We start from the raw sequence: 14555 nt of genomic DNA, 5'->3' as shown, positions 1-14555 counted from the left end.
CCTAAAATCACAATAAACTTGGGGAGTGTCTTGTGATTTTGTGCATAGATGAGTATCATTAGTGTGAGGTGAATTAACTATTATGGAACGATTGCAAAAAATATTAGCACAAGCAGGTATAGCTTCCCGACGTAAATGTGAAGAGTTAATTGTAGCAGGTAAAGTAACTCTCAATGGTGAAGTTGTCACTGAGCTTGGAACCAAAGCAGATCCAACAGTGGACGAGATTATTGTTAATGGACGATCGATTGCTGCGGAGAAAAAAGTATATATTATGTTCAACAAACCTAAAGGGGTTATTACAAGTGCTTCTGATCCAGAAGGACGTAAAATTGTAGGCGATTATCTTAAAGGTGTTCGTGAACGTGTATATCCTGTAGGACGACTGGATTACGATTCAGAAGGTCTTTTAATTTTGACGAATGATGGAGAACTGGCTAATCGCTTAACTCATCCAAGACATCACGTACCCAAAACATATCATGTAACGGTAGAAGGCGTACCACACGGTACAGCACTAGAGAAATTCCGCCAAGGGATTCAATTGGAAGATGGAATGACTCAACCTGCTGAAGCGGATTATTATGATATTGATACAGAGAAGAAGCAAGCAACGATACGTGTAACGATTCATGAAGGTAGAAACCGTCAGATTCGTCGTATGTTCGAAGCTTTATCTCATAAAGTGATTCGGTTGAAACGGATTTCTTTTGGTGAATTACTCGTAGGTAATTTGAAGCGTGGTCTATATCGCCACCTGACCAAAGAAGAAATTGATAAGCTAAAAAGCAGCGGTAAAGCATAACATAGAGATCATTTATATCCATTGATGACAGCTAGGAGGCTTTAGTGAATGAGTGACCAGATGAATCGCATTTTAGTAGTGGATGACGAAGAACGTATTCGCCGTTTACTACGCATGTATTTAGAAAAAGAAGGCTATGAGATTGATGAAGCTGAAGACGGAGAAGCTGCGCTACGCAAAGCAGTAGCAGAAGATTACGGCTTAATTATGCTTGATCTAATGTTGCCGGGAATCGATGGTATCGAAGTATGTAGTCGTCTACGTCAAGTCAAATCAACACCCGTATTGATGCTTACCGCTAAAGGGGAAGAAGTCAATCGTGTGCAAGGATTTGAAGTGGGCGCAGATGATTATGTCGTTAAGCCATTCAGTCCGCGTGAAGTGATCTATCGGGTCAAAGCGATTATGCGTCGCTCTTCAGCAACAGCGTACCTTTCTCAAGAAAACAATTCAAGCAACAATATCGTATTTCCAAACCTGATTATTGAGCATGATGCGCATCGTGTAACCGCAAGTGGACACGAGATTAGCTTAACGCCGAAAGAATACGAATTGCTCCATTTTCTAGCGGTATCGCCGGATAAAGTATTCTCACGTGAAGAATTGCTCAAAGATGTATGGAATTACGAGTTTTTTGGTGATTTGCGTACAGTAGATACCCATGTAAAACGGTTGCGTGAGAAGCTAAATAAAGTATCACCTGAATCAGCCGCAATGATCACTACGGTATGGGGCGTTGGTTACAAGTTAGAGGTTCCAAAATAAGTGGACTTCTGGAGAACGCTTGTCGGTAAGTTGTGGCTGACGATTAGCGCATTAGTGGCTTGTGTACTGTTAACACTCGGTTTATTTTTGCTACCTTATATCGATAGTACATTTACCAATTCCGGTTCGATCAAACGGTTATTTACCTATGTCTCGATCGTAGGATTCTCGATGACTACTTTTTTTGCTCTTTTTTTATTGACCAAAATTACACAACCGATGCAGCAATTAATTCAAGCCGCAGACGGGATTCGCAAAGGAAAATACAATACCCGCGTATCTTTGCAAACCAGTGATGAGATTGGTCAATTAGCAAGCGCATTTAATCATATGGCAGAAGAATTGGAAAAAAATATTCAGAATTTACAGCTGGAAAAAGAACAAATGGCAAGCATACTCCGCAGTATGGGAGATGCAGTGATTACATTCGATAAATCCGGAAATATGATTCTGCATAATCCACCAGGCGAAATGATTATGGATACGTGGCACAAAGCAGGCTGGGAACGTCAAGAACAAGATGGAACAACGGCTGATAGCAAAGTGCCAGAACCTCTATATCCGATGTTCCAGAGCGTTATTCGAGAACGTCAGGATCAAAGTTCTAATATTCATGTCAAACAGCAAGTCTGGTCTGTTAATATGGCTCCTTTATACTCGGGTAACGATGTACGCGGAACCGTATCGGTAATGCGTAACGTGACAGATGAGGTCAAAGCAGAGAAGATGCGTCGTGACTTTGTAGCTAATGTATCTCATGAGATTCGTACACCTTTGCAGATGATTCAAGGGTATAGTGAAGCATTGCTTGATGGGATGGCTACGTCCAAAGAAGAAAGCGACGAATTGGTGCAGGTCATCTATGATGAATCATTACGTATGGGTAGATTAGTGCAAGATTTATTAGATCTTGCACGCATGGAAGCTGGTCATATCGATATGAATTTTGATGAGATTGATCTAAATGAATTAATGGATCGAGTCTATCGCAAATTTACTGTTCGAGCCAAAGAAAGAGAACTCAAACTTAACTTTGTACGTGACGAGTTCTTGCATTTGTATGCCGATGTCGATCGGTTAGAGCAAATATTCACCAACTTGCTTGATAATGCTTTTCGCCATACTTCTGCTGGTGGAACAATTACCGTAACAGCTCATATGGAAAAAGAGCATGTGCGTGTGGTATTCCAGGATACAGGAGCAGGTATACCGATGGACGATCTTCCTTTTATTTTTGAACGCTTTTACAAAGCAGATAAAGCTCGTGTACGCGGCGAAGCTGGTGGTACAGGTCTGGGTCTTGCGATTGTACGTAATATCGTAGAAGCTCATCATGGAAGTATTACAGCAGATAGTATTATCGGCAAAGGCACTGAATTTACGTTATTGCTCCCGATTCAGCATTCTGAAGAAGTGTCGTCAAATGCAATAGGAACATATAACAAATAAAAAAAGGCTAGCAAATATGCTAGTCTTTTTTCTTTGTCAAAAATATCGAATTTCTGAATATAAAAAACAGTATTCTAAGTTTTGTCTCCTATAAAGCCGCTTTTGTAACTGATAAAGTATGTATTGTAAACGAAAATGTAATCGCTTACTTTTTTTGATGGTTGTAAAAACTATATGTTAAAAGGAGCTTGATGCTATGAGAAGTAGAAAGTGGAGTTCAGTTTTAGTAGTGACAACTGTACTGGTGAGTATATGGGGAGGATCAGGATCAGCTAAAGCAGCTAGCCCGCAGATTGTAGTAGACCTTGCTAGCAATACTGGCAGTATGAAGTACGGAGCATCTGGTTTTTTATATGGGTTGGGCAGCGATGGAGTTCCTTCATCTACTATGTTAACACCTCTAAATCCTCAAGCGATTGCGCAGAAAGCTCCTGATGGCGCACAACATCCGAATGGGGATGCTTTAAAAGTAGCACCGGAATTTATTAAAGCAGGCGGCAAAGAAATTCAAATTTATATGCAGGATATTTATGAAAATTGGCCTTATGAGAATTTGGGATTACAAGATTATTTGAAAAAGATTGACGTAATGGTACCCAAAGTAGTAGCAGATCCTAATCATTCCAAATTTGTCTATGTTCCTTTTAATGAGCCTGATGGCATCTGGTATCAAGGCATAAATAATTACAATAATGCGAGTGGACAAGAAGCAAGAAATAAATTTTTTGCAGATTGGAAAACAGTCTATAATCATATTCGCTCATTGGACTCTCAAGCCAAAATAGCTGGGCCAAATCTCGCTGCTTATCATGCTCAATTCTATGATGATTTCTTTACTTATGCCAAAAATAATAATGTTTTACCGGATGTCACCACATGGCATGAGCTGGGCAATGATTTCTTTACAGACTGGTATAACCATTACAATCATTATCGTAATGTTGAAAAAAAATTAGGAATTTCAGCTATACCGATTGCAATTAACGAATATGCACGTATTTCTGGCGATCTTGGAGTACCTGGTAATTTAATACAATGGATGACTCGTTTAGAAAATAGCAAAGTAGATGGAATGCTAGCTTATTGGACGGCTGCCGGAACATTAAATGATCTAGTGACCGAGAACAACAAACCTACAGGCGGTTGGTGGTTGTACAAATGGTATGGTCAATTAACAGGTCATACGGTTACAGTTACTCCACCAACAACCAATGGATCATTACAAGCATTAGCAGCTCTTGATCCCGATAAAAAACAAGCTAGAATCCTATTTGGCGGTTCTGTTAATCCTTCAGATGTATACTCAACAGATGTTGTGATTAAAGGTTTGGATACTGCATCATACATGAGCAAAAATGTGCATGTATCTATTATAGGCGTAAATAATTCAGGTACCAATCCTGCAAATGATCCTTATAGTGTGCAAGAGCAAAATTATCCAGTTACCAATGGTCAGATTACAGTACCTATTCATAATTTAAAAGCTCTTTCTGCTTATCAAATTATTGTAAGTCCTAATACAAATAGCCAAACAATTAACAACAGTTCAAATCGTTATGAAGCTGAATATGCAAAATTAAATGGAACAGCTAAAGTGACTTATGGTTCAAATACAGGATATTCTGGCACTTATTTTGTAGAAGGTTATGGAAATACAAATAATGCGTCAACAGAATTTATAGTGAGTGCACCTACAAATGGTTATTATAATTTGAATCTGCGCTATAGTGCTGGCCCATTTAGCAATGCACCTACTACCCGTCAATTAAAATTAGTTCTCAATGGAAGTGATTTAACAACTGTTAATCTGGATTCTACAGCAAATTGGAATACATGGAATACAAAAACAACTTCTGTATTTTTAAATGCAGGTATTAATCGTATCAGTTACAATGCCTTCACAACGGATGAATCCGATGCAGTGAACTTGGATTATTTAGAGATTAGCCCTAATACAACAGCGATCAATTCATATGAAGCTGAAAGTAACAGCAATGTATTAGGAGGGACTGCAATTGTAACAGATGATGCAGCAGCATCTGGTGGAAAATATGTTGGTTATATCGGCAATGGAGCGAGTAACACTTTACAATTTAACGATATTACTGCGCCAAAAGCAGGGAAGTACCGAATGGTTGTCACATTTGCAAATGCAGAAGTAAAAGGGGAACATTCGTACAATAATAACGTTGTCGAACGTGTAGCTACTATTACAGTTAATGGAGATCAAGCGCAAAGTCCTAATTTCTTTAATACGCGTCAGTGGAATAATTATAAGACTATGGTATTTGATGTGAATTTGAAAGCAGGTACAAATACGATTAAATTTACTAACGCTTCAGCCTATGCGCCAAACATCGATCGTATTCAAATCGCAATGCCGATTATTAATAATACTGGCAATTCAATAGCAAATAACGATTCGGTTATAGCTGATGTTTATTCTTCGAATCAAAGCTAAACTACATTGCAGAGAAAACTGTCTGATACAAGGCAGTTTTCTCTCTGTTTTCTTTCAAAAATCGCAATGCTTAATCCTTACATACCTAAGAAAATAAGAGTGACAAGATATTAACTAAATTTTAAATATATTCATTATAATAAATACATCCGAGAATGAGGTGGGATGATTGATGTCTATAAAGCATAAAAGTGTACGTTTAAAAATTTTATTAGCAATGCTAGTTACCACGATTTGTCCACTAATTTTAACTTCGCTTATTATTTTATATCAAATCTCTCAAAATGATCGAGAAGACCAAAAGATTGCTCAAAATCGAATCCAACAAGATTTGAGAATCCAATTAGAGCAGTATCTAGATCAGTTACAAGAAAGCTCCTATTTAATCTATTCTCAATATGAACTTGTGAACAGTCTACATACTATTAGCAAGTCTAATTCACGACAAGAATTGGATTATGAAACAAGATTACAAATCAAACAATTTTATTTAAATATATATAACAATTCTAATATCGAACATATTTTAGGAATGTATGTAATTGATTTTAAAGGCAGACATTACAATGGATTTTTTCCTAATTATTATTTGCAATTAGAATCTTCTTATAATCAATCGCTAATTAACCATTTGCATGCCCCTTACAAAACCCCAACACTCGTATTTGATTATAACAGTCCTTATAATCAGCCTATTATTCATTATTTATATCCTATTAAATGGATGGGTGATCCATTCGCTGTGTTAACTATTGATATGCAAGTACAACCATTCACAACGATGGTAGAACGATACAATACCTTTTATAAAGGTAAAATTATTATTTCAGATCATGATCAAAACATTATTTATCATTCTGATCATAGTCAGATCGGCAAAACATATCATTATGCGGATAGTGATAAACAGAGCAAAATGATCCAAACCCCACTCGGTTCAAATGGTCTTATTTTGCATTATGAATTTCAAACCAATCCGCAATTAATCTTTTTTCGACATTTGGCATTTGCAATTATCATAGGTTCGCTTGTTATTATGATTTTGTTATCTATTTTGCTGAGTTATAGTATCACTCGTCCTATTATTGAACTTCGGAAAAAAATGAATGAAATCGAAAAAGGTAATTACAATGCTAGAGTGCAGATTTTAGCTTATGATGAAATCGGATTTTTGAGTAAACATTTTAATCGTATGATCGACAAAATCCAAAATCATATGAACTATGAATTGAAATTACAATTGATTAATCAACAGTCACAAATTAAAGCATTACAAGCTCAGATATCGCCCCATTTTTTGTTCAATACCTTACAACTAATTTCCAATATTGCTGCTGTAAATCAAGTTCCAGAGATGCGTATAATCTGTCAATCGCTTAGCAATATGTATAGATACAATATCAATATCAATGAAGAATGGGTTCAAGTCAAAAGTGAAATTTCTCATATTCGTAATTACTTATTAATTATCAACAAGCGATTGCCAGAAGGCATAGGAATTCGTATTCATGTAAGTCCTGAAATAAACTCGGTATGGATTCCCAAACTTATTTTGCAACCTGTTATTGAAAATGCAGTCGAACATGGATTAATTCCACAGCTGAATAGTAGGAAACTAATGCGTCTTACCGCTTCTATAGACTATATTCACTCTGAAATTATTATTCGATTATTAGATAACGGAATAGGCATATCTGAAGAAAATCTTCACCAATTATCATCTGTGTTAGAGCAGTATCATACCGCTTCACAACAAACATTAGATTCTATCGGATTAATTAATATTCAGACACGTATTAAGTTCATTTGTGGAACTCAATATGGCATACAAGTATATAGTAAAGCAGGTACTGGAACAATGATTGTGTTCCGTCTGCCCTTAAAGGAGTTTAACCCCAGATGAAAGTTCTTATTGTAGATGATGAAATGACTATACACAATCAATTAAAACAATGTATCCATTGGGAACACTATGGTTGGTCTATTGTAGGTCATGCGTATAACGGAGAAGAAGCATGTCAAATGGTAGAACAACATCAACCTGATGTGATCTTAACTGATATTCGAATGCCTCATATGGATGGCTTAGAATTTTTGGCATGGTTAAAAAATTCCTCTTATACTGCCAAAGCGATTGCTTTAAGCGGATATAACGATTTTGATTATTCACGTCCTGCCTTTTTATTAAATGTAGTCGATTACTTACTCAAACCGTTAAATGAAGCTGAATTGCTAATCTTACTAAGTAAATTAGAAGAGCAAATAAAACAAGAATCCAAACAACAACATGAATCTCGTAATCAGAATGCTCGATTATATCAAGGTATCCAATTAATGCAAGATGAATGGTTAAGTCATCTTCTAAGTACAGCACAACGAGAAGAAAATGAATTGATTGTTGAAGCAGATCAACTTAAATTTCCATTACCAGAGTATCCGTATTATATCGTTACTATCAAATTATTTGATTTAACCTCTAATATGAATAGTCGTTACAAAGGAGATTTGTCTATTTTTTATTTTGCTGCTCGAAATATTATTAAAGAAAACGTTGCAACGTATTACGCAGACACAGAAGTGTTTAGAAACTTGAATGAATTGAATGAATTTTTATTTTTTGTACGTGCAGATATATCGGAACATTTGTTTACACATTGGCTTAAAAGAATTCATACTGCATTAACTGCTTATTTGCATATTACAATCAAAATTGGTGTGAGTGCTAAAAAGCAGCGTATTACAGCTATAAAGAAAGCATATACTGAATCGATTCATGCTATCGATCATTTAACACTATCCCACACAGATACCATTGCTTTTTTCGGTAAAGATGAAGCTGAAGTTCAACATCATAAATCTGTTGGTGAAGAAATATGGAAAGAGCTAAATACATTGTTGAAAATTACAATTGAAACCGCCTCGGAACGTAGTGGGCAACAATTTATAGACAAGCTCAATCACGTATTTAAAAAGGAAGCAATCGACAAGATGAGTAGTCGAGAAATCAAGATAGGTATTGTTCAGTTACTTAACCGGGTCGAAGCAAGCACTGATCATGCTCAAATGATGTTGTTATTAGTAGAAGCCAAATTCCATTTAGTAGAGCTAAATATTGAAAAAGTAAAATATATCTTTCAACAAATAATAGAGCTACATGTACAACAAGTTTCCGGGAATTTACGTACCAAATCAGGTAGTCAGTTAATCAAAACAATCAAAGTATACAGCCAAGAAAATTATAATACTGTCACTTTAGAAAATATTTCACAACGATTTTTTATTAATAAAAATTATTTTTGTACGTTATTTAAAAACGAAACAGGTGAAGGATTTTTAGAGTTTTTGACAAAAATCAGGATAGAAAAAGCTAAAACATTATTGGTAAGCACAGATTTAAAAACATATGAGATTGCTGAAAAAGTAGGATATAGCGATGCACGTTATTTTAGTCAGGTGTTTAAAAAAATAGTAGGTACTCAACCAAGTCTATTTAAGCAACATCATAAAACCGAAAATAATGAGTCTTAATAATGTTGAATAAATTAAACATTTATCTGAATTTATTCACATATAAAGGATTATTGATATCGCTTACAATAAATTCAGAAACTACTTCATTCATGAAATATAAAGGGGAGAAGACCATGAGACAACAACCAATGAGATACAAAAAGATGAGCAAGTTAGCGATTGTAGCTATGGCAGCAATTGTTATGATGACAGGCTGTAGTGGCAGTGCTTCTAACGCTACAACATCTAATGAAGGTTCCACTGATCAAGCAGTAACTCTAAATTTTTGGGCTGCACTTGATCCTAGTACGACGGAAGGTAAAACGATAGAACAACAGATCAAAAAGTTCGATCAAGAACATACAGATATCAATATCAATCTACAAGTGATTACGTATGATGTATTGCATGACAAATTAGTAGCTGCTATAACAGCCGGTGATTCTCCTGACCTTAGTTGGGGGCTAGGCGAATGGGTAGGCGAGTTTAATCAAATGAATGCGCTTGCTGATTTGACACCTTATATGAATGAATGGAAAGACAAAGATATTTTTTATCCAAATGTAATGAAGGCGTTAACAATTGATGAAAAAGTAAAAGCTTTGCCTAACTATTTAGGTATAAGAGCATTGCTATATCATGAGAATATTTTAAAACAAGCTGGTTATGATGCACCACCAAAAACGTGGGATGAGTTACTTCAAATGGGACCTGTTATCAAAGCAAAAACAAACAAATATGCTTTTGGATTTGCTGGTACAGGAGTTCGTGCTTCACAAGAGTTGATGACATATTTAGCGCAAAAAGGTCTATCTATAGCAGAAAAACAAGCAGATGGAAAATATAAAAATACGTGGCAAGATAATCCGCAAGCATTACAAAAAGTAGCAGAAGTGTTCCAATTTTATAAAGATATGAATGCGCAACAGGTAGTAGATCCTAATGCCAAAACATGGGGTTGGGAAGAAGAAGATCAGAACTTTGTATTGGCTCAATACGCAATGGTTGTAAATGGAGCTTGGATTGAAGGACGTACATCCGAAAATCCAGAAGGAATGAGTGATGTCAAAATTGCTGCTCCACCGTATAGCGACCAACCAGCTACGTTTATGGAGGTAGCGCCATTATTTGTGTATAACACCGAACATACCAAACAAGCTTGGGAATTTGCTTCATTTTTAATGAGCAAAGAATATCAACAAGCTGTCAACCCATCCAAATCTGCTCGAACCGATGTAGAAAGTGATAAATGGGGCAAAGAGTTTATGAAATTGACCTCGCAAGGCGTTTCGTTTCCGCCAGTATCTTTAAGTGGGATCAGTCAATCAATGGAAGACTCTATTGCTCGCTTGATGCTCAAAAACGATTCACCTGAACAAATAGCTACTTGGTTGTCACAAGCTATTAATGAGAATTTGCAAAAAACCAATCAATTGAGTGGCAGTTAATTTCGTTTAACTTGAACGAGCTAAAGCCTAAATAGATATTGTTCAAACCACATTATTTATTTAGGCTATCTTGAAAAAAGTGGTGAATATGATGTTGACATTGAGAGAAAAACGAATACGATTAGTTGCTTATTATTTTGTTTTACCTGCTTTTGCTTTTTTTTTACTTTTAAATGCGTACCCTTTAATTACAGTAGTGTGGGATAGTTTTCAATTCAAAAATATGCTCAATGCAACTCAAACGGGTTTTGCTCATTTAGCCAATTATCGAGAAGTATTATCAAATGAATATTTTTTGACTGCATTACGAAATACAATTATCTGGACGTTATTGTCTGTAACTGGAGAATATATACTTGGTTTAAGTTCAGCTATTGCTTTGAATCAACCTATACGTGGGAGAACATTATTTCGTGGAATCATTATTATACCGTGGGTAGTGCCGATCGTTATTGCAGGGATGACTTGGACATGGATGCTTGCACCTGATTATGGCGTAATTAACTATTGGTTGATCCAATTAGGTGTCATTGATAAACCGTACTATTGGTTAGGAGAAATGAATACTGCTTTATTCACTATCGTTTTTGTGAACATATGGAGAAGCTTTCCTTTCTTTACAATCAGCTTATTAGCTGGATTACAAACTGTATCCAAAGAAGTGATGGAAGCAGCAGCTATTGATGGTGCAGGCATCCGCGTGCGCTTTTTTTATATCGTATTACCACAGTTAAAAACGATATCGTTAACCCTTATTTTTGTACATTTAATTTGGACAGCTATCAACTTCGACTTTATATGGATTATGACACAAGGTGGCCCATTGTATTCTTCAGAGACGTTGCCGATTCAGATTTATCGCTATGCGATGGAAGATTATAACTTTGGAAATGCTTCGGCATTATCTTCTATGATGCTTGGAGTAATGATGACAGCATTTATTATGTATTATGTGATCAATAGTCGTAAATCTAAAAACTAGACTATAGGTAAGGAGTAGATAGATATGCTTATAAGCAAACGGAAACAATGGATAGTACAAAGTATTACTTATATTGTACTCATCGGATTTTCTTTCTATTGTTTGTTTCCATTCTTATGGATGGTAGTGACTTCATTAAAACCTGATAATGAGATTCGTACATTAACACCCAGTTTTTTGATTCAGCATCCTACAATAGAACACTTTATTAATGTATTAACAGGTTCTAGCTTTTTAACCTTTTTCAAAAATAGCGTGTATGTTTCTTTAGTGGTGACAGCAGCTTCATTGATCATTTCTATTTTTGCAGGATATGCGTTAAGTCGATTTGTTCGCTTTCGCGGTGTGAAGTTGTTTGGGGTAGCGATGTTACTCTCACAGATGATTCCAGGAGTGTTATTATTAATTCCTTTATACCTAACGATGAAAGAACTGCATTTAATTAATACGTATAATTCGCTTATATTGGCGTATACAACATTTACAGTGCCATTATGTACATTTATGATGAAAGGTTTTTTTGACTCGATTCCAATTGATATGGAAGAGTCTGCCGAAATCGATGGTTGCACACGAGTAGGTACTATTTTTCGGATTTTGTTACCTGTGTCATTACCCAGTCTAGTCTCTACAAGTATGTTCGGGTTTTTGAATTCATGGAATGAATTTATGTTCGGATTCGTATTTATTAATGATGAACAGCACCGTACACTAACACCGGGAATATACTTATTTAAAGGATTGTATCAGACCGATTGGGGTAGCATGATGGCTTCTTCTGTATTGAGCGTACTTCCTGTAGTTATTATGTTTTTATTTCTACAACGTTTCCTTGTAGAAGGTATGACAGCAGGTGCAGTAAAAGGTTAACTATAACGCAATGATAAAAATAATGAACTAGGAGCCTACTTTATGTTTTTACAACCAACTCAATGGTTAGAAATTGAAGAAAATGGTATTCATATATTAATCGAAATTACTGAAGATCAAGATGTACGATTATTGTATATTGGGACACATGCTTATCCAGAAGCCAAGCAATGGTCTGAAAAAAAGAGAGCTAAATTCAGAATGGTAGAAATACAAGCCAGTGGTGAGAATCACGATGATCATCATGGTTCTAAGCACACCGGTACATTACCTGCTAAAAGACTTCGTTTACAGCAGATAGAAGATATGCCTACAGATAAAGGTCGAAAACTTGTATTTCAGATGATAGATGTAAAAACAGATTTAGAAGTAGAAGTTCATATTCAGTTTTATAATCAAATTCCAGTAATTCGTTGTTGGACCACTATTACGAATAAAGGAAACCAATCAGTTGGATTAGAATATGTTTCATCGTTTGCGTATACAGGGTTATTGCCCGGCGGGAAGCAACCGAGAGATCAGCGTTATCAATTATCGATTCCACATAATACGTGGTACGGTGAAGTACAATGGCAACACTATACTCTAGCACAGCTTGGATTGCATCATGTCAATGAATTTTCGATGAAACGATTGAGTTATCAATCGACAGGAACATGGTCAAGTTCTCAGTATTTACCTTTAGCTTATATCGAAAATAAAGAAACGGGATCAGGTCTAGCATGGCAAATTGAGCACAACGGGTCCTGGCACTGGGAAATAAGTGATATGGTAGACATGTTGTATATTCAGGCGAGCGGACCGACAGAACAAGAACATCAATGGTGGAAAAATCTACAACCAGGTATGAGTTTTACTTCTGTTCCTGTTAGTGTTGCCTTATCAGCAAAAGGTATAGACCAAGCATTAGCCATTTTGACAGATTATCGTCGTGTTATCCGTAGACCTAATAAAGATAATCAACAATTGCCTGTCATTTTTAACGATTATATGAATTGTCTGTTTGGAGAACCGACTACAGAAGCATTGCTTCCTTTAATTGATGCCGCTGCTGAAATAGGATGTGAATATTATTGTATTGATTGTGGTTGGTATTCAGACGGTTATTGGTGGGATGGAGTAGGGGAATGGTTGCCTTCTCAAGCTCGTTTTCCTAATGGAATTGAAGAAGTATTAGCATATATTCGTCAAAAAGGTATGGTGCCGGGATTATGGTTAGAGCTTGAAGTGATGGGAGTTGCTTGCCAGTTAGCGGATCAAGTACCAGCCGAATGGTTTTTTACACGTCATGGACATCGTGTCATTGATCATGCTCGTTATCAGCTTGATTTCCGCCATCCAGGAGTGATTGAGCATGCCGATCGTGTGATTAACCGCTTAGTGAACGAATACAAAGTAGGTTATATCAAAATGGATTATAATATCAATGCAGGTGTAGGCACCGAGTGGCAAGCAGATAGTTTTGGAGATGGATTGTTACAACATAATCAAGCCTATCTTAAATGGCTTGATCAGATCTGGTTACAATATCCTGATCTTGTGATTGAAAACTGTGGTAGTGGTGGATTGAGAATGGATTACGCTTTGCTCAGTAGACATAGTATTCAATCAACAAGTGATCAAACAGATTATCGCAAAAATGCTGTGATTGCAGCTGCATCGGCTTCAGCTGTGACACCAGAGCAAGCTGCTGTCTGGTCTTATCCATTGCGTGACGGGCATAGCGAAGAAGTGATTATGAATATGGTTAATACGTTATTATTGCGTATTCATCAAAGTGGACATATAGCAGAAATTCAAGCAGATCATATAGCCTTTATTCGTGAAGCTATAACGTATTACAAAACGATTCGTCAACAGTTAGCGCAAGGGCAACCTTTTTGGCCATTAGGCTTACCTAGTTTTGGAGATGATTGGCTTGCCTTCGCAATGAATTGTGATAAAGTCATTTATTTGGCGGTATGGCGTATGACAGGAGAACCTGTACAATCTATACCTTTATCTGATTGGACTAATAAACAACTGCATATAAAACAAGCTTATCCTGCTGTACAAGACAGTACATTTGAGTGGAATCCGATTACTGGATTACTCAGTATAGAATTACCTTCAGCATATTCGGCACGTCTTTATGAAATACATGGTATATAGAACGGGTTCATAATTTATTCTGAAAAGCAAAACAAAAAGCCAACTGTCGTTAGGTATGATACCCTAAAACAGTTGGCTTTTTGCTGATTTTATGAAGTGAGATATGAGTCACTA

General features: G+C 36.2%; 10 protein-coding genes. All 10 read left to right on the top strand.

What is annotated here, in order from left to right; all coding sequences use genetic code 11:
• Positions 1–82 precede the first annotated feature (82 nt).
• The 10 genes from PQ456_RS14255 to PQ456_RS14210 all read left to right on the top strand — a co-directional run bounded on the left by PQ456_RS14255 (position 83) and on the right by PQ456_RS14210 (position 14441).
• Positions 83–805, top strand: a complete 723-nt coding sequence (locus PQ456_RS14255) for a pseudouridine synthase (RefSeq protein ID WP_273612891.1) — start codon at positions 83–85, stop codon at positions 803–805.
• A gap of 48 nt (positions 806–853) precedes the next feature.
• Positions 854–1570 (top strand): response regulator transcription factor, encoded by a 717-nt coding sequence (locus PQ456_RS14250; RefSeq protein WP_069327893.1) that lies wholly within the window; start codon positions 854–856, stop codon positions 1568–1570.
• The gene (locus tag PQ456_RS14245) at positions 1571–3019 is read left to right on the top strand and encodes an ATP-binding protein (RefSeq protein WP_273612890.1); all 1449 of its coding nucleotides are present in this window, start codon (positions 1571–1573) and stop codon (positions 3017–3019) included. It begins immediately after the preceding gene.
• Between the two features lie 196 nt (positions 3020–3215).
• A complete protein-coding gene (locus PQ456_RS14240) occupies positions 3216–5480 on the top strand; it encodes a carbohydrate-binding protein (RefSeq protein ID WP_273612889.1) in 2265 nt (754 codons plus the stop codon).
• 172 nt (positions 5481–5652) lie between these two features.
• Entirely contained in the window at positions 5653–7383 is a 1731-nt protein-coding gene (locus PQ456_RS14235) for a sensor histidine kinase (protein ID WP_273612888.1), read from the top strand.
• A complete protein-coding gene (locus PQ456_RS14230) occupies positions 7380–9008 on the top strand; it encodes a response regulator transcription factor (protein ID WP_273612887.1) in 1629 nt (542 codons plus the stop codon). The genes PQ456_RS14235 and PQ456_RS14230 overlap by 4 nt, the downstream gene beginning before the upstream one ends.
• 116 nt (positions 9009–9124) lie before the next feature.
• On the top strand, positions 9125–10438 hold the full coding sequence (locus tag PQ456_RS14225; RefSeq protein ID WP_273612886.1) for an ABC transporter substrate-binding protein: 1314 nt from the start codon (positions 9125–9127) through the stop codon (positions 10436–10438).
• Positions 10439–10529: 91 nt separating this feature from the next.
• On the top strand, positions 10530–11420 hold the full coding sequence (locus PQ456_RS14220; RefSeq protein WP_273612885.1) for a carbohydrate ABC transporter permease: 891 nt from the start codon (positions 10530–10532) through the stop codon (positions 11418–11420).
• Between the two features lie 24 nt (positions 11421–11444).
• Complete coding sequence (locus tag PQ456_RS14215) at positions 11445–12290, top strand: carbohydrate ABC transporter permease (RefSeq protein ID WP_273612884.1); 846 nt, start codon at positions 11445–11447, stop codon at positions 12288–12290.
• A 42-nt stretch (positions 12291–12332) separates the two neighbouring features.
• A complete protein-coding gene (locus PQ456_RS14210) occupies positions 12333–14441 on the top strand; it encodes an alpha-galactosidase (protein ID WP_273612883.1) in 2109 nt (702 codons plus the stop codon).
• The last annotated feature ends 114 nt before the right edge of the window (positions 14442–14555 follow it).

The organism is Paenibacillus kyungheensis, from assembly GCF_028606985.1.
GTDB lineage: Bacteria > Bacillota > Bacilli > Paenibacillales > Paenibacillaceae > Saccharibacillus > Saccharibacillus kyungheensis.
Note: the sequence above shows the minus strand (reverse complement) of the source record. Positions and strands in the feature narration are given on the sequence as shown.

Excerpts from the sequence above, each read along its gene's own strand:
- PQ456_RS14255 (WP_273612891.1), top strand. The coding sequence starts at position 83 with ATGGAACGATTGCAAAAAATATTAGCACAAGCAGGTATAGCTTCCCGA.
- PQ456_RS14250 (WP_069327893.1), top strand. The coding sequence starts at position 854 with ATGAGTGACCAGATGAATCGCATTTTAGTAGTGGATGACGAAGAACGT.
- PQ456_RS14240 (WP_273612889.1), top strand. The coding sequence starts at position 3,216 with ATGAGAAGTAGAAAGTGGAGTTCAGTTTTAGTAGTGACAACTGTACTG.
- PQ456_RS14235 (WP_273612888.1), top strand. The coding sequence starts at position 5,653 with ATGTCTATAAAGCATAAAAGTGTACGTTTAAAAATTTTATTAGCAATG.
- PQ456_RS14230 (WP_273612887.1), top strand. The coding sequence starts at position 7,380 with ATGAAAGTTCTTATTGTAGATGATGAAATGACTATACACAATCAATTA.
- PQ456_RS14225 (WP_273612886.1), top strand. The coding sequence starts at position 9,125 with ATGAGACAACAACCAATGAGATACAAAAAGATGAGCAAGTTAGCGATT.
- PQ456_RS14220 (WP_273612885.1), top strand. The coding sequence starts at position 10,530 with ATGTTGACATTGAGAGAAAAACGAATACGATTAGTTGCTTATTATTTT.
- PQ456_RS14215 (WP_273612884.1), top strand. The coding sequence starts at position 11,445 with ATGCTTATAAGCAAACGGAAACAATGGATAGTACAAAGTATTACTTAT.
- PQ456_RS14210 (WP_273612883.1), top strand. The coding sequence starts at position 12,333 with ATGTTTTTACAACCAACTCAATGGTTAGAAATTGAAGAAAATGGTATT.